Genomic DNA, 17,635 nt, shown 5'->3' on the forward strand with positions numbered 1-17,635 from the left:
AGGCCGGGCGCCGGTCCATGCCATGTTCATGGCAGCGGCCAGTCCTCCCGGCCGCGGTACCCCCATCTTCATGGCATGTATCCGCGCGCCGACTTTTGTCATTCAGGCTGCACCTCGGCTGCGAGACCCGGTGATTGCGTCGGGACGCCGAACGGAACCAGGAGAGCAAGATGTCGAAGAGAGCTGGAGCGCTGGGCGCAGGGCTGACGGTCATGGCGCTGGCGGGCGCGGCGACGGTGTCGCTGGGCACGAGCCCGGCGCAGGCCGTGGTCTATTGCAAGACCGTTGGCGTGCCCAAGGGCTGCGTGGTGCGGCCGACTGGCGCCGTGGTGGTGGGAGCGCCGGTCGCGCGGGCTGCCGTCGCGACCCCCGGTGTCGGCGCGCCCGGTGTCGGTGTGCGTGCCGGCACGCCGATGAATCGCGGCGGCCCGGTCAATCGCGTCGGCGTGCGCTGATATTTCCGCTTCATTGAATTGATGCATCGCTTCGGGCCAAGGGGCCTGCGGACGAACCCCCCGTCCTCCGCAGGCAATTTTACCCGGCCCGTCCCCTCTCTCCGTGCGCCCCACACGTTCGGGGAGGGGGCCCTTTCAGCCCGCGGCCATGTCGCTGTCGGGAAAACGTTGCGGCAATTTCAGCCGCACGCGCGTGCCGGAGGAATCAGACGTCAGGTCGAGCACCGCGCCGCAGCGCGCGGCGCGGCTTTTCATGTTGCGCAGGCCGCGCGCGGTCTGGCCGGCCCCCGCGGCCTCGCCATTGCCGGCCAGCGCAAAGCCGCCTCCGTCGTCAGTCACGCTGATCACGCCGTACGGCCCCTGGCCCGCGTCGAACGTATCGATGGTTACCGCGATGCGGCGGGCCTGCGCGTGCTTGACCGCATTGGTCACGGCTTCGTCGAGGATGCGCACGATCTGGACGACGTGCCATGGCCTGAGCTCGGGATGCAGCGGCAGGCCCTGCGGCGTCGCCACGCGCCAGTCGAGCGTGATGTCGTGCGGCCGCAATTGGGCCGTGGCGCGCTCGCGCCAGGAGCCGAGCGCCAGCATCAGGTCGCCGCCGATGTCGTCCATGGAATCGATCACAAGACGGAGATCCTTCAGCGCCGCGCGGGCGGCGTCCGTGATGCTCGCGCTCGCGCTGCCGCGCTCGGACAGCGCGACGATGCTTACGAGCTGGCCGCCAAGGCCGTCGTGCAGGTCTCGCATCAGGCGCGTGCGCTCGTTGGCGAGCGCCGCCGCGCGGGCGCGCTCCTCCTCGCGGGCAAAGCTCGCCTTCAGCCGCTCCTCGGCCTCCCGCACCCGCGTCACCAACTGGCCGGCAAAGCTGTCGACCTGGTTCAAGGCGCGGGCAAAGCGCCAGGTCAGCCCGGCGCCGATCGCGACCAGCATCGCCGAATAGGACAGGCGCGAGACGAAGATGCGATCGTTGCTCACGATGTCGAGCACTGTGAGCATGTCCTGGACCCAGCAGACCAACACGATGGTCACCGCGCAGCCGATCGTGAAGCTCGCCGCGTCCTGCCGCCGCACCACCGCGGTTGCGGTGACGCAGGCCATCAGGAACAGGCAGAGCCCGACGGTGGGAATGCCGAGCACCAGGAACAGGATGCGCGGCAGCGGCGGGCCCCCGATCAGCCCGACCACGAACACGAGGACGCCGGGCACGAACAGCAGCGTGCCGTAGCGCGGCCAGCGCCAGCCGAAGAACAGCACGCCGAACACGACGATCAGCGCGCTCTCGATCGGTGCAGAGGCCAGCAGCACCGCGGCCAGGTGCGATACCGTGGCCGGCGGCACCGGCGGCGGCGCGAATGCCTGCACCACGCCGAGCACCATCGCCGTCGCCAGTACGCCATAGACCGGCTCGTGACGCCGCATCAGCCACATGATCGCGAGGATGACGGCAAGGATCGCCTGCCAGGCGGAAAACACCACAGGCAGCGTGACGAACAGCAGCGTGCGTGTCTCATAGGCCGGGCGCAAGGCGGCATCCGGCCCGACATAGACGGTGTCGAGGAAGCCCTTGAGCGGGCCCCATACGAACAGCCGCACCGTGATCTCGTTTCCGCCCTCGCGCAGCAGCGACGCGGGGATGGCTGCGATCTGCGGCGTGTTGCGGTCGGGCCGGTTGGCGTTGGTGTCGCGTCGGGAGTCGAGCACGACGACGCCGTTGACGGCGACCTCCACCGCGTTGCTGAAGCGCGGCAGGAACACCGACCAGCCCGAGGCCGCATCGCCGCTCCGGAACGTGAAGGTGCCGGCGTAGATCGGCGGGTCGGCCAGCGAATAGCGCGACGAGGTGAAATGCGGCAGCGTCACCGGGCGCGTCAGACCGTCCTCCCGCGCCGAGAAATCGTCCACCGCGTAGTCGTCGGGATCGCTCGGCTGCAGCAACCGAATCCCCAGGATCGTGACGATCACGATCAGCGCCTGAAGCAGCAGATAGGGCACGAGGCGCGAGGCGATTAGCCGGCGCCGCGGGCGTGTCGGTGCCTTCGTAGGTGCTTTGGCCGCGATCTCGCTCACAGCTTGATCAGGCCCTGCTGCACCGCCTCGAACACCGCCTCGCTGCGCGTATGCACCTCGAGCTTGCGATAGATGTTCTTGATATGCCCAGGCACGGTCTGCTTGGACAGGCCGAGATGGCTCGCGATCTCGGCATAGCTGAAGCCTTTGGCGATGCCCCACAGGATGTCGATCTCGCGCGGGGTGAGCCTTGCCGTGTTGAGCGCGGGACCGGGCGGCGGCTCCGCCGAATTCTGCGCGGCACCTTGCGTCCTGCGCACGATGAAGCGGGCGATCGAGGCCGAGATCGGCGAATGTCCCGCGACCAGATCGCGCACCGTGGTGGCGATGTCGGTGGGGAAGGCGTCCTTGAGCAGATAGCCGGTGGCGCCGACCGTGATCGCGGAGATCACGCTCTCCTCGTCGCCGAGCGCGGAAATCACCATGATTTCGGTGTCGGGGAAGCGCTGCCGCATCTCGCGGATCAGCTCGACGCCGTGGCCGTCGGGCAGCCGCAGATCGGTCAGCAGCACGCGCGGCGCGCCGGCGGCGAGGGCCTGCCGCGCCTCCGCGAGCGTCCCTGCGCTGCGCACCTCGTAACCGGCCTTGGCCAGCGCATCCTGGAGCCGCCAGCAGGTCGGCGCATCGTCCTCGACGAGGAGGATGGTGATGGCTTCACCCGTCTCGCCCTGTTCGGTCATGATCATGGTCCCGCGATCCGCGTGTCCCCCGCGGCGCGAGGCAAGTCTAACCGCAGCCCGAAGGCCGTGACACCCATAATCATGGGGGCGGGAAAGTCACGGGACTGCCATGTGCCGACCCAACGTTGCCGCGCGACGGAGTGCCGCCGCCAATCCAGCTTACGAAAGATCAACCCGCGGCGGCGGATATCGCCGCGCCAGGACCGATAGCGACAGCGGCCGTTCGTCTTCCGGCAGCTCCAGATAGGCCAGCACGAGCGGCCGCTTCCAATCGCCGACGCCGAAATCCATCGCCGTCCATTTCTGCGGCTCGGGCCCTTCGAGCCCCCGGACCCAGACGAAATAGCGGGGAAGGTCGTCCGTGTCCGTCGTGCGTCTCCTGGCCATCGAAGCGGTCCGCTGCGTCAAGATCGTTGCCGCACGATATAGGGAATATCTGGGGGAAGTCGAACGCCCCGGGACGATCGGGGAAGCTTGCCGCCCGCGCCGGTGCCGGTTGGCGACAAAAGCGCTGTCGTTGCCCGTTAAGGTTCGATCCGTTCGAGAAATGATCGCGTCAGCGCGACAACCTCATCGAGGTTGGTTTCGAGCAGCCAATGGCCGCCATCCAGGAGATGCAGTTCGGCATCCGGCAGGTCGCGGAGATAGGCCCGCCCTGACTCCTCAGGCATGTAATGGTCCTGCGGCCCCCACAGGATCAATGTTGGCGGCTTGTGCTGCTGAAGATATCGGCGGTGCTCGGGAAACCATTGGCGGTTCGCCTTGAGGCCAAACAGAACGTCTGCGGCGGCGTCTTTCCGCCGCTCGGTCATCAGCGACCAGTGCAATCGCCAAAGGTCCGGCGCGATGAGCCCAGCCAGATCCGCACGCACGTCATTCAGGAACTCGTCGCGGAAATTTTCCTCCGTAACTGCTTCCCTCATCGCCGCACGCATCTCCTGATCGGGCAGTGACCAGAACTTCTCGATGTCAGCGTATGCCGGGCCAAGCGCATCTTCGTAAGGTATGTCGCCGTTTTGAATGATCTGGGCCACCACCCTCTCAGGCCGCATGATCGCCAGCCTCGCTCCGATCGGTGAGCCAAAATCATGAAGGTAGATCACGAAGCGTTCGATCTTCAGCTGCTTCACGAACTGGTCGAGCCACGCGGCATAGCCGTCGAAGCTGTAGTCGAAGTCATCAGATGTCCCGCTATAGCCGAACCCGGGATAGTCGGGAGCAATCAGCCGCCAATTATCGGCCAGTCGCGGCATCAGATTGCGGAATTCGTAGGATGAACAGGGATAGCCGTGCGGCAGCAGAACGACGGGCGCGCGTTCAGGACCGGCTTCTCGGTAGAAGGTATCCACGGATCCGATCCGGACCCTGCAATGTCTGACGCGTGTGTCCATGTCTTGCTTCCTTTGTAGATAAAGCAACTTCGGGGGCGGGGTTCCCAGCATCTGCTTCGTGGTGGGTAGAACCGCAGGCGGCTCTGCGGAACAACGACCGGAAGCTTACCGTTACGAAGCAACATCGGAACGGGAGGTCGTTGTGATCCACCATGTCTCGGTCGGTACGAACGATGTTCAGCGTGCGAAGCGCTTCTACGATGCCGTCTTGCCCATCGTCGGGATCACGCCGATGGCCGAGGACGAGGGTGGACTGGGCTACGGAAGCGGGACGTTTCACTTCAGCGTTCAAGTTCCGATCGATGGAAAGCCCGCGACCGTGGGTAACGGCAGCCACATCGCCTTTGCCGTCGAGAACCGCGCGATGGTCGATCGCTTCTACGCTGCCGCATTGAAGCATGGTGGCAGCGACGCTGGCGCTCCCGGGCTGCGGCCGAGTTACGACCTCAACTATTATGGGGCGTTTGTCCGCGATCCAGACGGTCACAAGATCGAGGCCGTGACCTACTCGGCACAATAGTCGCGAGCGAGCGCCATGCCGACCATGCCCTATGCAATTATCGAAGCTCCTTCGACGCTCGGCCTTGCGACCGACGGCGTGGAGCGCTTGCCCGAACAGCTGCTGAAGCTTGGACTTGCGGAGCGCATCGGCGCGCGGCGCGCCGGGCGGCTGGTGGTGCCTCCGAAAGATCCGGCGCCGGATCCCGAGACCGGCACCTTGAACGCCGGCGCAATAGCGGCGTGGTCGCCCCAGCTCGCCGACGCGGTGGAAGCGGTGCTTATCGCGGGCGAGTTTCCGCTGGTGCTGGGCGGCGATTGCACGATCTTGCTGGGCTCGATGCTCGCGCTTCGACGGCGCGGCCGCTACGGCCTGTTGTTCATCGACGGCCACGCCGATTTTTTCCAGCCCGAGGCGGAGCCCAATGGTGAGGGCGCCTCGATGGACCTTGCCTTCGTTTCCGGCTACGGCCCGTCCCTCCTGGCCGACATCGAAGGTCACGGTCCTCTGGTCCGCCCTGAAGACATTGTGGCGTTTGGATATCGCGATCACCAGGATCAGGCGGAATATGGAAGCCAGCCGCTTCCCGAAGAGCTCAAGGTGCTTGATCTTCCTGCTGTGCGGGCGCGGGGCATCGAGGCCGCTGCACGCGAAGCCGTCGATTACCTCACGCGAGCCGAGCTGGATGGCTTCTTCATCCATCTCGACGCCGATTGTCTCGACGATGCCATCATGCCGGCTGTCGATTTTCGCGTGCCGGGTGGGTTGTCGTGGGACGAGCTATCGACCGTGCTCCGGGTTGGCTTGGCGAGTGGCAAGGCGGTCGGCCTGGAGATCACCATTTACAATCCGGGCCTGGATGAAGACGGCAGCGCCGGGCGTGGCCTGGCCGATGTGCTCGCAGCAACGCTCGGGTCGTAGCTCGAGTTTGCTGAACCAGTTCGACTTCGCCAAGAGGCTTCGCCGGACACGCTTCGCCCTTCGAGCCCCGCCACGCGAAGCCCGAAGCGTGGTGCCCCTGGCCGGAATCGAACCAGCACTCCTTGCGGAACTCGATTTTGAGTCGAGCGCGTCTACCAGTTCCGCCACAGGGGCCCTCGGTCGGCCCCATAGGCGGCGTCGCGAAGCCGGCGGACTATAGCCATGGACGGGACGGGGTCAACCCGCGCCAAAGTGATACGGCCGTTCTCGACAGCCGCATGGGCCGGGGCTAGAGGCTTAGGGCGCGCGAGAGATACGAAAGAGGCTGCCGTGACCACCCAGAGTGCCGCCATACCTGCGTTCAAGCCGGGCGCCACGAGCCCCGCGCTGACCGCCGCGGTCCTGGTCACGCTGATCGGCGCAGCCACGATTGCGGGCGCCTGGTTCTTCCAGCTCGTCCTGGAGATCCTGCCCTGCCCATTGTGCCTGGAGCAGCGCTACGCCTATTACCTTGCGATACCGCTCGGTGTGCTGACGGCGCTGGCGGCGCGAAGCGGCGCGCCGCGGCCGCTGCTGCTGGCGGGGCTGGCGATCCTCACCCTGGCCACGCTCGCCAATGCCGGCCTCGGCGCCTACCATTCCGGGGTCGAATGGGGGTTCTGGAAGGGGCCGACCGATTGCTCCGGTCCGGTCGTCAACCTCGGCAGCGCCGCCGATCTCTTGTCGAAGCTCGATACCGTGAAGGTGGTGCGCTGCGACGAGGTACAATGGCGCTTCCTCGGCCTCTCGCTCGCCGGCTACAACGTGCTGATCTCCCTCGTGATGGCCGCGATCGCCGCGTGGGGATTCGTGCGGACCGCGAAGCGCTAAAGCTCAATCATCCACGTCGTCCTGCGTGCGCCCGAACAGGTGCACGATGCCCGGCGTTGCGATCGTCACGAAGACGAAACGCGACAGGTGGTGGGCGCCGACGAAGATCGGGTCGATGTGCAGCGTCAAGGCCAGCGCCAGCATCGCGTCCATCGCGCCCGGCGCGAAGGCGACGACGACGTCGGAGAATTTCACCGGGGTGGTCAGCGCCACGATGCCAACGAAGATGGCGGAGACGGCGATGGCCACGGCAAACGAGCCCAGCGCAGCGCGGAGGTGGCCGGCGAGCGTCTTGATCCGCATCCGCGCGAAACGGCTGCCGATCAGTGCGCCGATTCCGATCAGCGCAACGCCACGCACCCAGTCCGGCAGGCCGCCCTCGACCCATCCGGCACCATGCAGCACGCTGGAGGCGATCATCGCGCCGAACATCCAGCTCGCGGGAAACCTGATCAGCCGCAACACGAGCGCCGCGGCCAGCGACGCGGCGGCCAGCTCGAGCAGGTCGAGCGGCGAGGCGATGGTCGTTGTCAGCGACTGTGCAGCGGAGGGCGTGACGCCTGCAATCGCCAGCACCATCGGCAGCGCGGCGGTCAGGATCATGACGCGCATGGTCTGCACCACCGCAATGCCCGGCAGGTCGGCGCCGCGCTCGACCGCCAGGATCGTGATCTGCGACAGCGCGCCGGGACTGCCGGCCAGGAAAGCGGAGGTGCGGTCCCAGCCATGCATGCGCTGGAGGTAATAGCTCGACCCGAACGTGGAGCAGAACGTGGCGAGCGCAAGCAGGCCGATGGTGACGGGGTAGGCGCTGACCTGCTGAAGCAAATGGCGCGAGACGACCGAGCCCAGCGAGATGCCGAGCAGCACCAGCACGGTCTGGGTCAAAATCGGCGGCAAGGTCAGCTGGCGGCCGGCGATCGCGGCGATCCCGACCGCGATCATCGAGCCGGAGATCAGCCCGCCGGGAAGGCCGGCGAGCAGAAACACAAGGCCGCCGGCGGTGCCGATGACGAGCGTCTCCACCGTGCTCAGGATCGTGGCACGGCTCGGCCATTCGAACGACAGGGAGGCGGTGATGTGCTTCACGCCACCTTATCGCAAATCAGCGCGAGGCGCACAATTGCAGGCTCGTCATGCCGCAATGCGCGAGGCCTTCCGCGGAGGCTCGGAAGGAATCGTGACGGGGTTATTTCTTGTCGGCTGCGGGAGCGGCGGCTGCGCTGCCGGCCTTCGCCTCCTTTTTGCATTCGCGACGGAATTTCTTGCGCTCCTTCCCCTTCAATCCCTTCGCGTCTGCCTGCCTGGAGCATTCCAGCGATTCCGCCGATCGCTCCTTCGTTGCCCTCTTGTCGTCAACAGTGGCGGCAGTGTCGGTCTTGGCGGCCGGCGCGGCGGTCTGCGCGAAAGCGGTGCCGGTGACGAGCAGGGAGGCGAGAGCAACGGCGGCGAGGCGGGACGTGAAGGTCATGTGGTGCACTCTGCTTGCGAGAATTGCGAAGGGCTGAAACGTTGGCTCGCGTTGCTGAACGCGACATGAATGAAGTCGAGCGGCAGGATCACTATATTTTGCCGGCGCAACTCATCGCATCCTTGTCGCAAGCGGCTAACACGCTAGGATAGCAATCCGCAATTCACTTCCGTCGGGGAAGATCAAGCAGGAGACCCAGGGATGACCATTCAGACGAAATTCTTGTATGCGATCGCAGCGTCCGGTGTCGCGGCATTGCTGACGAGCGCGCCGGCACAGGCACTGACAGCGCAGGAGTGCAGCGCGAAGTACCAGGCCGCCAAGAAGGACGGCTCGCTCGGCACCATGAAGTGGAATGACTTCCGCAAGGCCCAATGCGGTGCCGATGCGACGCCCGCCGCTGCGCCGACAGGGGCTGCGCCCACAGCTCCCGCGGAGCCGAAGCAGGCCAAGAAGGAAGAGGCACCCGCCGCCGCGCCGGCCCTGCCGGCCGGTCCTGCGGTCTACCCAAACGCGGTCGATCCGAAATATGCCAAGGAGACGCCCGGCAAGGCGCGCCTGCACACCTGTGTCGACCAGTACAATGCCAACAAGACCACCAACGGCAACGGCGGCTTGAAATGGATTCAAAAAGGCGGCGGCTATTACAGCGAATGCACCAAGAAGCTGAAGGGCGCCGCCTGAGCTTCGCAGCGAAGGCCGGAGCAAGGCTCCGGCCGATTCGCCTGAATTCTCGCGCATGATCTTGTCAGAACACCTGCGCTCACCCGGCCCTTGGGGTCCGGATCATGCTCAGTCGAGCAGCTTCTCCGCAGATTTCGCCACGAGCTGCGACCGCTTGCGCGGACCGCTCTCGACGAACAACAGGCTCTGGCCGAAGATGAAGCAGTAGAACAGAAAGGCCTGCGCGTCGGCCTCCTCGGCCGCAAGGCCGGTTGCGCGATAGAGGTCGCCGACGTGCCTGAGCCGCGCCGCGTCGACGCTCGCCACCGCCGCCGCGGCGTTGTCCTCCGATCGGGCCCATTGCCGGATCGCGAGCTCGATCGCCATCCCTTCTGGATTGAGCCGCTCGGAATAAAGCTGGATCACCGCCTTCAGCCGCTCGCGGGGCGCTTGTCCGTCGAGGCTCGTCTGCTGCGCGATCGCGGCGATGCGGCCCTTGCGCCAGGCTTCGAGCATGGCCTCGAGCAGTGCGGCGCGGTCGGCGAAGCGCCGGTAGAAGCCGCCCTTGGTGACGCCGAGATTCTTGGCGAGCACCTCGACCCGCACGCCCTCCACCCCCGCGCGGGCGAGCTCGGCAAACCCAGCCTCGACCCAGACGTCGCCCTTGCCGTCGCTCATGAAGAAAGCCTCACCCGGTCTTGATACGGTGCCGTATTGCTAACGTGACACGGGTTTGATACGCTACCGTATCAACGAGCAAGGACGAAATTGCGGGAGGAAATGCGATGGAGCAGGAGGCGACCTATCGCGGCACGGTCTATCCGTGGCAATGCGACCATGTCGGGCACATGAACATCATGTGGTATGTCGGCAAGTTCGACGAGGCCAATTGGAATCTGTTCGCTCGTCTCGGCCTGACGCCGAGCTATTTGCGCATCTCCGGCCGCGGCATGGCCGCGGTGCAGCAGAACATCGCCTACAAGCGCGAGCTGCTCGCCGGCGACATCGTAGAGATCCGCAGCCATCTGCTCGAGATCAGGGACAAGTCGATCCGCTTCCGGCACGACATGACGAATGCGGAGACCGGCGAGCTCGCGGCGACGTGCGAGATCACCGGCGTGCACATGGACCGCCAGCTCCGCAAGTCCGCCCCGTTCGCCGATTGCATTCGCGAAGCGGCCTTCAAGCAACTTGCCGAACCAGCCGAGGTGTGAGCCATGACTGCCTTCGAGCCGAAAAACCCGGGCTATCGCGCGGCGGCCATCGCCATGTTCGATGCCCAACCGGCCATGCGCACGCTCGGCATCGTGATCGTCCGTCTCGCGCCGGGCGAGGTCGAGCTGGCGATGCTGCATGCGCCGGCCCTCACGCAGCAGAATGGTTTCATCCATGCCGGCATCATCACGGCCGGGCTCGACAACGCCTGCGGCGTTGCGGCCTTCAGCTTGATGCCGGCGGAGGCCGGTATCCTCACCGTCGAATTCAAGACCACGCTGCTCGCGCCCGCCCGTGGCGAGCGTTTCGTCTTCAAGGCCGAAGTGGTCAAGCCCGGCCGCACGCTGACCTTCTGCGAGGCAAAGGCCTACGCCGAGCATGACGGCAAGACCACGCTGATCGCCATGATGAGCGGGACCTTGATGGCGATGCTGCCGGCGGCTTAGTCGAGCCGGACGCGATTCGCGTGGCAATCGCGCCCGCGGCATTCTATATGACCCGTAACAATGGCCGGGGCGCGGGCGTATATCCGCAAGACGGGACCGGAACGGGACGATATGACTGGATTTGGGAATAATGGCCTTGGGCCGAGCCGGCGCGCAGCCTTGACGCTGATCGGAGCGGGCGCTCTCGCCGTGGGTGGGATCGTTTCGGCGCGCGCCGCCACCGGCGATGACGAGGTGCTGACCGAAGCCAAGGTGCTGCGCGATCCCGACACGCCGGTCGCAGGCAATCCCGACGGCAACATCACCATCGTCGAATGGTCCGACTACAATTGTCCCTATTGCCGCAAGCTCGAGCCCGAGCTGCGCCAGGTGGTCCAGGACGACGGCAAGGTGCGGCTGGTCATGAAGGACTGGCCGATCCTCGGGCCGGTTTCGGTCACCGCGGCGCGGAGCGCGCTGGCGGCCAAGTTCCAGGGCAAGTATCACCAGGCCCATGACGCCCTGATCGGCGTCAGCTCGCGCCTGACCGAGCCGCGCATCAACGAGCTGCTCGCGGCTGCCGGGGTCGACATGGACCGCTTGAAGCGCGATCTCACCGGCCACGCCAAGGACATCGACGCCATCCTCAAGCGCAACAACGAGCAGGCTGAAGCTTTCGGCTTCCAGGGCACCCCGTCCTTCATCGTCGGCAAGTATCGCGTGCCCGGCGTGCTCAGCATGACCGAGTTCGAGCAGGTCATCGCCGACGCCCGCAAGGCCAAGATGAACTGAGCCGGCGATATTTCAGGACGCAATACAAAGGCGCCGTCGCGGGTCTGCGACGGCGCCTCGTTCATGTCGATCGGACGAAATTACTTCGACGAGATCCGGACCCAGTCCTTGTGCGCGCGATCGCGCAGCGCATCCCAATCGGCCTTGGCGACGTCCCAGTTCACGATCGTTCGGTTGGTGGTCGCGATGTCGCCTTTGGCGACTGACGACGTCTGCATGGAATCATAGACGTAGACGCCGCCCGCAAGCAGCAACGCGCCCAGGATCATTCCGAAAAAAGTCTGCATGGCGAACCTCCGGTGACGGGCGATAACGTCGGCCCGGAGTGATGGTTCCGCGACTATGCGGCGCATCCAAGTGAGGTTGTTCATTCTCCATTCAGCCACTCCATCAGCTCCGCATTGATCTCGCGCGGATAGGTGTGGCTGAGGTCGTCGATCTCTCGATAGGTGACTTGGGCACCGGCGGCGGACAGCGCCGCCTGCGTCTGCCGTGCGGTCTGCACCGGAAACATCCAGTCGAGCTTGCCGTGAGTGATGAAGACCGGCAAGCCTTGCAGGCGCGTTGCGTCGGCCATCTCCGCCATCAGCGGATGGAAGGTCGCCGCAACCGGGGCGAGATGCGTGAAGGGCGAGGCGCCGTCGAGGCCGGTGACGTAGCAGAAGGTGCCGCCGTCGCTCATGCCGGTCAGCAGCATGCGCGAGGGGTCGATGCGCCAGCGGCCGCGTACAGTATCGATGATGCGCATGAGGTTCGGTGTGTCGGTGTCGTCGCCCATCAGCGCCCAGGTCGGGCCGGTCGCGGTCGGCGCCACCAGGATCGACCCGAGAGTGCGGGCGTCGCGGAGCCAGCTCCACAGAAAGCCGCGTCCGTTGCCGCTGCCGCCATGCAGCGCCATCACCAGCGGCATGGCACGCTCGGGCGCATAATATTCGGGGACATAGACCGAGAAGCCGCCGCGGCTGCCAGGCTCGTTGTGGTCGTGGAAGATGCCGGTATCTTCGCCCGCGCTGGCTTGGAGCCGCGACAACAAATCCGCATTGTCGCGATTGGCGGCGTTGAGGAAGAAGCTGCTCACCGGCGGAAACTGCGCTGCCAGCGGATAGAGCGCCTCCTGCGCGCGCGGGACAAGGCGCAGCGCGCGGAACACCGCGACGAGATCGCCATGGCCACGCTCGACCTCACGAATGCCGGCAAAGGCAGCGAGCGTCTCGCCGCAGGCGCGATCGAGCCGCTCGCGCAAGCCTCCGAACTGCTCCGGCCAATCCCCGATTGCTGCGTGCGCCGTCTGCAGCGCCTCGTCCGGCGTGCCGATCGCATCCATCACCGAGGCGAAGGCCGGTGGATGCAGATGCCGCTGGAAGAAGCCGAGCGCTTCCAGCGCATTGAGCAGCGGCGGCAGCACGGCCACGATGTCGTCCACCACGGCCTCGGTCATCGCCCGCTTCCTCAAAGCCTTTTGGATCAGTGCAGCTTCGGCGCCTTCAGGAGCTTGAAGCGATCGGTCGACGTCACGGTGACGTCGAAGGTGACGCCTTCGTGATGAACGGTGAGCGGCACGTCGACGCCAGCGGCGCCGAGCGCCCACATCTTCTTGTAGAAGGCGGTCTGGCTCGTCACCCTGTCACCGTTCACGGCGAGAATGACGTCGCCGGTCTTGAGCTCGGCGCGGGCGGCCGGGCCATTGGCGGAGATCCCGATCACCACCACGCGGTTGTCGATCTCGGTCGAATAGAGTCCGAGCCAGGGTCGTGCCGGCTTGTTGACACGGCCGAACTTGCGCAAGTCCTCCAGGACCGGTTTCAGGAGGTCGATCGGCACGATCATGTTGACGTGCTCGGCCTCGCCGTCACGTTCGCGATCGAGCTGGAGCGAGCCGATGCCGATCAGCTCGCCGCGTTCGTTGAGCAATGCCGTGCCGCCCCAGTTCGGATGCGCGGGAGCGGTGAAGATGGCCTCGTCCAGCAGATATTCCCAGTAACCGGCGAATTCCTGCTTGGCCACGATCTGGCTCGCGACCGAACGCGTGCGTCCGCCGGCGCCGCCGACCACGACGCGGTCGCCGATTCGTGTCGCCGCCGACGAACCGAGCGGCAGCGGCGCAATGTCGAGCTGGCCGAGCGCCTGCACCAGCCCGAACCCGGTCTCGGAATCGAAGCCGAGCGCATGGCCCTCCACCACTCGTCCGTCGGCGCGGTGCAGCCAGACCGACTCTGCCTCGGTGATGAGATAACCTATCGTGAGCACCAGGCCCTCATCGATCACGACGCCGTTGCCGGCGCGTTCGGTGCCCAGCGTCTCGGCACTGAAGGCGTCCGGAGGGATGATGGCGTGCAGGCCGACGACGGAGCCGAGTGCGCGGTCGAGATCGAAACCATAGTCGCTCGCCCGCGGCTGGTTCGCCGGCGGCACTCTCCATTCGGTCAGAGCGCTCATGGAGTTCTCCTGGCTGAGAGCATCGCTCCGGCAAGGCTGGCGGAGCGACGCGCGAAGCACGCCTAATTTAGGCCGGAGCAGGCCGTCTTGAAAGCCTCGTTCCCAACTATTCGGGAGAACGCCGCGTGAAATCTTGGAAAGGCCTGGAAACACATCGTCATCTGATCCGGCGCATGGCTGCTGTCCGGCGCGGTGCTAGGCGCCGTGCAGTGAAGCTGCTAACCATTGCCGCCTCGTTTGACCAAGGGATCACGGACGACAAGCATGGACAACCGCAGCGACATCTGGCGTGGCATCGACACGATCAAGGCACGCTTCATCGACCTCAGCGACAGGGTCTGGGGCATGCCTGAGGTCTGCTACACCGAGGCGCGGTCCGCCGCCGAGCATCTCGCCGAGCTCCGTCATCAGGGCTTCCGCATCACTGAGAACGTCGCCGGCATCCCGACTGCGCTGATCGGCGAGTGGGGCGAGGGCGGTCCGGTCATTGCCTTCATGGGCGAGTACGATGCGCTGCCGGGCCTCAGCCAGGAGGCGGGTGTCGCCGAGCATCGCCCGATCGAGACCGGCGGCCATGGCCATGGCTGCGGTCACAACCTGCTCGGTTCCGCAGCGCTGCTCGCCGCGACCGCGGTGAAGGACTGGCTGGCCGAGAACAAGGTGCCCGGCCGCGTGCGCTATTACGGCTGTCCGGCGGAGGAAGGCGGCGCGGCCAAGGCCTTCATGGTGCGCTCCGGCGCGTTCGAGGACGCCGACATCGCCATCACCTGGCACCCGCACAGCTTCTGGGAGGTGGCGGTAACGCCCTCGCTTGCGAATACGCGCGCGGATTTCATCTTCACCGGCCGCACTTCGCATGCGGCGGCCTCGCCGCATCTCGGCCGTTCGGCGCTCGATGCGGTGGAATTGATGAATGTCGGCGTGAACTACATGCGCGAGCACATGCCGAGCGACGCGCGCGTGCACTATGCCCTGCTCGACACCGGCGGCATCGCGCCGAACGTGGTGCAGGCCCATGCCCGCGTGCGCTATTCGATCCGCGCGCGCGATCTTCCCGGCATGGACGAGTTGGTCGAGCGTGTGTCCAAGATCGCGCAAGGCGCGGCGTTGATGACCGAGACCAAGGTCGAGATGAAGATCATCTCCGCGGTCTCCAACATCCTGCCCAACACGCCGCTGGAGCAGGCGCTGCATCAGGTCATGGAAGAGCTCGGACCGCCGCATTTCGACGATGCGGACAAGAGCTTTGCCGGCCAGATCCGTGCGACCTTGAGCGACAAGGATATCGCCTCGGTCTATTACGCGATCGGCATGGAGCCGACCGATCGGCCGCTGGCCGACTTCCTGGTGCCGCTCGATGCCAAGCGCAATCCGCTGGTCGGCTCCACCGATGTGGGCGACGTGAGCTGGGTGGTGCCGACCGTGCAGGTGCACGCACCGACGGTTGCAATCGGCACGCCCTTCCACACCTGGCAGGTGGTGGCGCAGGGCAAGAGCCCGCACGCGCACAAGGCCATGGTGCAGGCCGCCAAGGCGATGGCAGGTCTCGGCATCAAGGCGTTGACGGAACCGGAGCTGATCAAGGTTGCCAAGGCGGATCTCCAGAAGCGGACGGCCCGCACTCCTTACGTCTGTCCGTTGCCGGATCACGTCGCGCCGCCGCTCGACATGTCCGTGGCGTAGGAATTCGCCTCGATACTTCGTCTGATCCAGCGAACAAATTTTCCGCAGTGCAGCGCGCAATCCGGCAGATTTTGATGCTGGATTGCCGAACGGATGGGCTGCGGAGCGCAATTTTGCCCAACGGACAGCCAATAGACCGTTTGCATACACACGGTCCCAGTTGACGTGCACCCCATTCGGTGTGCCATCTACCGCCAGCCAAACCCGGCGGTCGCGAGCGGCCGCCTGCATCCATGTCGGAACCAGACGGGGGACAACCATGCTGGACAAAGAGCTGCGTTCGATGATCGGTCAGGTGAAGGACGGGCGGATGGACCGCCGCGCCTTCGTCAAGCGCCTCGCCGCGGTCGGTCTCACCGCTCCCCTCGCCAACCAGCTCCTCGCGCTCGGCGGCGTTGCCATGGCGCAGAGCCCCGCGGTCTACAAGCCGACCAAGCGCGGGGGCGGCGGCCCTCTCAAGGTGCTGTGGTGGCAGGGGCCGACGCTGCTCAATCCTCATTTCGCCACCGGCACCAAGGACCAGGACGGATCGCGGCTTTTCTACGAACCGCTCGCCAGCTGGGACGCCGACGGCAATCTCAACCCGATCCTCGCGGCAGAGATTCCCTCGCTTGCAAACGGCGGTCTCGCCGCCGATGCCAAATCGGTGGTCTGGAAAATCAAGCCGGGAGTCAAATGGCACGATGGCAAGCCGCTGACTGCCGACGACTTCGTGTTCACCTGGCAATACGCCAGCGATCCCGCCACGGCTGCCGTCAGCATCAGCACCTATGGTGACATCACGGTCGAGAAGGTCAGCGATCTTTCGATTCGCATCCTGTTCAAGACCCCGACGCCGTTCTGGGCCAACGCGTTCGTCGGCGCTTATGGATGCGTTCTCCCCAAGCATCTGTTTGCCGACTACAAAGGCTCGAAGTCCCGCGAGGCGCCGAACAATCTTGCCCCGGTGGGCACCGGTCCCTACAAGTTCGTCGAGTTCAAGCCGGGCGATGTGGTCCGCGGCGAGCTCAATCCCGACTATCACATGCCCAACCGTCCGCATTTCGACACGATCGAGATGAAGGGCGGCGGCGATGCCGTCTCGGCGGCCCGCGCGGTGATCCAGACCGGCGAATTCGATTTCGCCTGGAACATGCAGGTCGAAGACGACGTGCTGCTGCGTCTGGAGAAGGGCGGGAAGGGCAAGACCGTCTATGCCACCGGCGGCGACATCGAGTTCATCGCGATCAACTTCACCGATCCGAACACTGAGATCGACGGCGAACGGTCCTCGATGAAGACCAAGCACCCGATCTTCTCCGATCCGAACGTGCGCAAGGCGCTCGCCCTGCTCGTCGACCGCGACTCCGTCAAGAAGGCGATCTATGGTCGGGCCGGCCGCACCACGGCCAACTACCTCAACGGCCCCGAGAAGTTCGTCTCCAAGAACACCTCGTGGGAGTTCAACATCGAGAAGGCGTCGAAGATGCTCGATGACGCCGGCTGGAAGGTCGGCGCCGACGGCATCCGCGAGAAGGACGGCAAGAAATTCAAGCTTCTGTACCAGACCTCGACCAACGGCCCGCGCCAGAAGACCCAGGCCATCGTCAAGCAGGCCTGCCAGAAGGCCGGCATCGACGTGGAGCTGAAATCGGTCGTCGCCTCGGTGTTCTTCTCATCGGACGTTGCCAACCCCGACACCTATCCCAAGTTCTATGCCGACATCGAGGAGTTCCAGATCCCGATGACGCAGCCGGATCCGGCCCTGCACATGCGCCGCTACATCTCCGCCAATGTGGCCACCAAGGAGAACAAGTGGCAGGGGCAGAACTTCCCGCGCTATGTCAACAAGGAGTATGACGACGCCATTGCTGCCGCCGAGACCGAGATCGATCCGGTCAAGCGCGCCGCGCTCTACATCAAATGCAACGACCTGCTGTGGCAGGACACCGTGTTCATTCCGGTAATGCATCGCCTGTTGGTGGATGCCTGCTCCAACAATTTGCGGCCGGCGCTCTCGGGCTGGGCCAATCGGACCGATAACCTCCAGGACTGGTACCGGGAGGCATGAGCGCAGGCTAAACG

Annotated in this window: 20 protein-coding genes and 1 tRNA gene; 10 read left to right on the forward strand and 11 right to left on the reverse strand. The window is 65.4% G+C overall.

Features of this window, described 5'->3' with window-relative positions; genetic code table 11:
* Window positions 1-170 precede the first annotated feature (170 nt).
* A complete protein-coding gene (locus I6F33_RS01085; RefSeq protein WP_036020657.1) occupies window positions 171-455 on the forward strand; it encodes a hypothetical protein in 285 nt (94 codons plus the stop codon).
* 135 nt (window positions 456-590) lie between these two features.
* On the opposite strand, the gene I6F33_RS01090 is transcribed toward I6F33_RS01085, so the two are convergent.
* From I6F33_RS01090 to I6F33_RS01105, 4 genes are all read right to left on the reverse strand, one after another.
* Window positions 591-2,525: a sensor histidine kinase gene (locus I6F33_RS01090; RefSeq protein ID WP_035996724.1), complete on the reverse strand. Its 1,935-nt coding sequence runs from the start codon at window positions 2,523-2,525 to the stop codon at window positions 591-593.
* Window positions 2,522-3,205, reverse strand: a complete 684-nt coding sequence (locus I6F33_RS01095; protein WP_036020692.1) for a response regulator transcription factor — start codon at window positions 3,203-3,205, stop codon at window positions 2,522-2,524. The genes I6F33_RS01090 and I6F33_RS01095 overlap by 4 nt, the downstream gene beginning before the upstream one ends.
* A 159-nt stretch (window positions 3,206-3,364) precedes the next feature.
* Window positions 3,365-3,592: a hypothetical protein gene (locus I6F33_RS01100; RefSeq protein ID WP_036020661.1), complete on the reverse strand. Its 228-nt coding sequence runs from the start codon at window positions 3,590-3,592 to the stop codon at window positions 3,365-3,367.
* 137 nt (window positions 3,593-3,729) lie between these two features.
* Window positions 3,730-4,596: an alpha/beta fold hydrolase gene (locus I6F33_RS01105; RefSeq protein WP_225140753.1), complete on the reverse strand. Its 867-nt coding sequence runs from the start codon at window positions 4,594-4,596 to the stop codon at window positions 3,730-3,732.
* A gap of 142 nt (window positions 4,597-4,738) precedes the next feature.
* Between I6F33_RS01105 and I6F33_RS01110 the strand changes: the two genes are divergently transcribed.
* Window positions 4,739-5,116, forward strand: coding sequence for a VOC family protein (locus I6F33_RS01110; RefSeq protein WP_225140755.1), 378 nt, complete (start codon window positions 4,739-4,741; stop codon window positions 5,114-5,116).
* Window positions 5,117-5,131: 15 nt separating this feature from the next.
* On the forward strand, window positions 5,132-6,016 hold the full coding sequence (locus tag I6F33_RS01115; protein ID WP_225140757.1) for an arginase family protein: 885 nt from the start codon (window positions 5,132-5,134) through the stop codon (window positions 6,014-6,016).
* A gap of 89 nt (window positions 6,017-6,105) precedes the next feature.
* On the opposite strand, the gene I6F33_RS01120 is transcribed toward I6F33_RS01115, so the two are convergent.
* Window positions 6,106-6,190, reverse strand: a tRNA-Leu gene (locus I6F33_RS01120).
* A gap of 156 nt (window positions 6,191-6,346) precedes the next feature.
* Between I6F33_RS01120 and I6F33_RS01125 the strand changes: the two genes are divergently transcribed.
* Window positions 6,347-6,886 carry a disulfide bond formation protein B gene (locus I6F33_RS01125; protein ID WP_036020670.1) on the forward strand — a complete coding sequence of 180 codons (540 nt, stop codon included), beginning with the start codon at window positions 6,347-6,349 and terminating at the stop codon, window positions 6,884-6,886.
* 3 nt (window positions 6,887-6,889) lie between these two features.
* On the opposite strand, the gene I6F33_RS01130 is transcribed toward I6F33_RS01125, so the two are convergent.
* Both I6F33_RS01130 and I6F33_RS01135 read right to left on the reverse strand, forming a co-directional pair.
* Complete coding sequence (locus I6F33_RS01130) at window positions 6,890-7,975, reverse strand: AbrB family transcriptional regulator (protein ID WP_225140759.1); 1,086 nt, start codon at window positions 7,973-7,975, stop codon at window positions 6,890-6,892.
* A 100-nt stretch (window positions 7,976-8,075) separates the two neighbouring features.
* On the reverse strand, window positions 8,076-8,357 hold the full coding sequence (locus tag I6F33_RS01135; protein WP_035996742.1) for a PsiF family protein: 282 nt from the start codon (window positions 8,355-8,357) through the stop codon (window positions 8,076-8,078).
* Window positions 8,358-8,558: 201 nt separating this feature from the next.
* Between I6F33_RS01135 and I6F33_RS01140 the strand changes: the two genes are divergently transcribed.
* Window positions 8,559-9,041 carry a hypothetical protein gene (locus I6F33_RS01140; RefSeq protein ID WP_225140760.1) on the forward strand — a complete coding sequence of 161 codons (483 nt, stop codon included), beginning with the start codon at window positions 8,559-8,561 and terminating at the stop codon, window positions 9,039-9,041.
* Window positions 9,042-9,149: 108 nt separating this feature from the next.
* Here the strand turns inward: I6F33_RS01140 and I6F33_RS01145 are convergent, their stop codons facing one another.
* Window positions 9,150-9,698, reverse strand: coding sequence for a TetR/AcrR family transcriptional regulator (locus tag I6F33_RS01145; RefSeq protein ID WP_035996748.1), 549 nt, complete (start codon window positions 9,696-9,698; stop codon window positions 9,150-9,152).
* Window positions 9,699-9,805: 107 nt separating this feature from the next.
* On the opposite strand from I6F33_RS01145, the gene I6F33_RS01150 reads away from it, so the two are divergent.
* The 3 genes from I6F33_RS01150 (at window position 9,806) to I6F33_RS01160 (ending at window position 11,452) form a co-directional block, all read left to right on the forward strand.
* Window positions 9,806-10,234, forward strand: a complete 429-nt coding sequence (locus I6F33_RS01150) for a thioesterase family protein (RefSeq protein WP_225140761.1) — start codon at window positions 9,806-9,808, stop codon at window positions 10,232-10,234.
* A gap of 3 nt (window positions 10,235-10,237) precedes the next feature.
* A complete protein-coding gene (locus I6F33_RS01155; protein WP_036020678.1) occupies window positions 10,238-10,681 on the forward strand; it encodes a PaaI family thioesterase in 444 nt (147 codons plus the stop codon).
* 111 nt (window positions 10,682-10,792) lie between these two features.
* The gene (locus I6F33_RS01160; protein ID WP_035996797.1) at window positions 10,793-11,452 is read left to right on the forward strand and encodes a DsbA family protein; all 660 of its coding nucleotides are present in this window, start codon (window positions 10,793-10,795) and stop codon (window positions 11,450-11,452) included.
* Window positions 11,453-11,532: 80 nt separating this feature from the next.
* On the opposite strand, the gene I6F33_RS01165 is transcribed toward I6F33_RS01160, so the two are convergent.
* From I6F33_RS01165 to I6F33_RS01175, 3 genes are all read right to left on the reverse strand, one after another.
* Window positions 11,533-11,739, reverse strand: coding sequence for a hypothetical protein (locus I6F33_RS01165; protein ID WP_035996755.1), 207 nt, complete (start codon window positions 11,737-11,739; stop codon window positions 11,533-11,535).
* An 80-nt stretch (window positions 11,740-11,819) separates the two neighbouring features.
* Window positions 11,820-12,890, reverse strand: coding sequence for a phospholipase (locus I6F33_RS01170; RefSeq protein WP_225140762.1), 1,071 nt, complete (start codon window positions 12,888-12,890; stop codon window positions 11,820-11,822).
* Window positions 12,891-12,916: 26 nt separating this feature from the next.
* Complete coding sequence (locus tag I6F33_RS01175) at window positions 12,917-13,888, reverse strand: S1C family serine protease (protein ID WP_225140763.1); 972 nt, start codon at window positions 13,886-13,888, stop codon at window positions 12,917-12,919.
* 264 nt (window positions 13,889-14,152) lie between these two features.
* On the opposite strand from I6F33_RS01175, the gene I6F33_RS01180 reads away from it, so the two are divergent.
* Together I6F33_RS01180 and I6F33_RS01185 are read left to right on the forward strand one after the other, a co-directional pair.
* Entirely contained in the window at window positions 14,153-15,571 is a 1,419-nt protein-coding gene (locus I6F33_RS01180) for a M20 family metallopeptidase (RefSeq protein ID WP_036020686.1), read from the forward strand.
* Window positions 15,572-15,830: 259 nt separating this feature from the next.
* Complete coding sequence (locus tag I6F33_RS01185; protein WP_225140764.1) at window positions 15,831-17,621, forward strand: peptide ABC transporter substrate-binding protein; 1,791 nt, start codon at window positions 15,831-15,833, stop codon at window positions 17,619-17,621.
* Window positions 17,622-17,635 lie beyond the last annotated feature (14 nt).

The sequence above is a fragment of the Bradyrhizobium sp. BRP20 genome (genome assembly GCF_020194215.1).
In the GTDB taxonomy this organism is placed as follows: domain Bacteria; phylum Pseudomonadota; class Alphaproteobacteria; order Rhizobiales; family Xanthobacteraceae; genus Bradyrhizobium; species Bradyrhizobium yuanmingense.

What these genes read in the sequence shown, in the direction of transcription:
- I6F33_RS01085 (WP_036020657.1), top strand. Translation starts at nt 171, where the DNA reads ATGTCGAAGAGAGCTGGAGCGCTGGGCGCAGGGCTGACGGTCATGGCG.
- I6F33_RS01095 (WP_036020692.1), bottom strand. Translation starts at nt 3,205, where the DNA reads ATGACCGAACAGGGCGAGACGGGTGAAGCCATCACCATCCTCCTCGTC.
- I6F33_RS01100 (WP_036020661.1), bottom strand. Translation starts at nt 3,592, where the DNA reads ATGGCCAGGAGACGCACGACGGACACGGACGACCTTCCCCGCTATTTC.
- I6F33_RS01105 (WP_225140753.1), bottom strand. Translation starts at nt 4,596, where the DNA reads ATGGACACACGCGTCAGACATTGCAGGGTCCGGATCGGATCCGTGGAT.
- I6F33_RS01115 (WP_225140757.1), top strand. Translation starts at nt 5,132, where the DNA reads ATGCCGACCATGCCCTATGCAATTATCGAAGCTCCTTCGACGCTCGGC.
- I6F33_RS01135 (WP_035996742.1), bottom strand. Translation starts at nt 8,357, where the DNA reads ATGACCTTCACGTCCCGCCTCGCCGCCGTTGCTCTCGCCTCCCTGCTC.
- I6F33_RS01140 (WP_225140760.1), top strand. Translation starts at nt 8,559, where the DNA reads ATGACCATTCAGACGAAATTCTTGTATGCGATCGCAGCGTCCGGTGTC.
- I6F33_RS01145 (WP_035996748.1), bottom strand. Translation starts at nt 9,698, where the DNA reads ATGAGCGACGGCAAGGGCGACGTCTGGGTCGAGGCTGGGTTTGCCGAG.
- I6F33_RS01150 (WP_225140761.1), top strand. Translation starts at nt 9,806, where the DNA reads ATGGAGCAGGAGGCGACCTATCGCGGCACGGTCTATCCGTGGCAATGC.
- I6F33_RS01155 (WP_036020678.1), top strand. Translation starts at nt 10,238, where the DNA reads ATGACTGCCTTCGAGCCGAAAAACCCGGGCTATCGCGCGGCGGCCATC.
- I6F33_RS01160 (WP_035996797.1), top strand. Translation starts at nt 10,793, where the DNA reads ATGACTGGATTTGGGAATAATGGCCTTGGGCCGAGCCGGCGCGCAGCC.
- I6F33_RS01165 (WP_035996755.1), bottom strand. Translation starts at nt 11,739, where the DNA reads ATGCAGACTTTTTTCGGAATGATCCTGGGCGCGTTGCTGCTTGCGGGC.
- I6F33_RS01170 (WP_225140762.1), bottom strand. Translation starts at nt 12,890, where the DNA reads ATGACCGAGGCCGTGGTGGACGACATCGTGGCCGTGCTGCCGCCGCTG.
- I6F33_RS01175 (WP_225140763.1), bottom strand. Translation starts at nt 13,888, where the DNA reads ATGAGCGCTCTGACCGAATGGAGAGTGCCGCCGGCGAACCAGCCGCGG.
- I6F33_RS01180 (WP_036020686.1), top strand. Translation starts at nt 14,153, where the DNA reads ATGGACAACCGCAGCGACATCTGGCGTGGCATCGACACGATCAAGGCA.
- I6F33_RS01185 (WP_225140764.1), top strand. Translation starts at nt 15,831, where the DNA reads ATGCTGGACAAAGAGCTGCGTTCGATGATCGGTCAGGTGAAGGACGGG.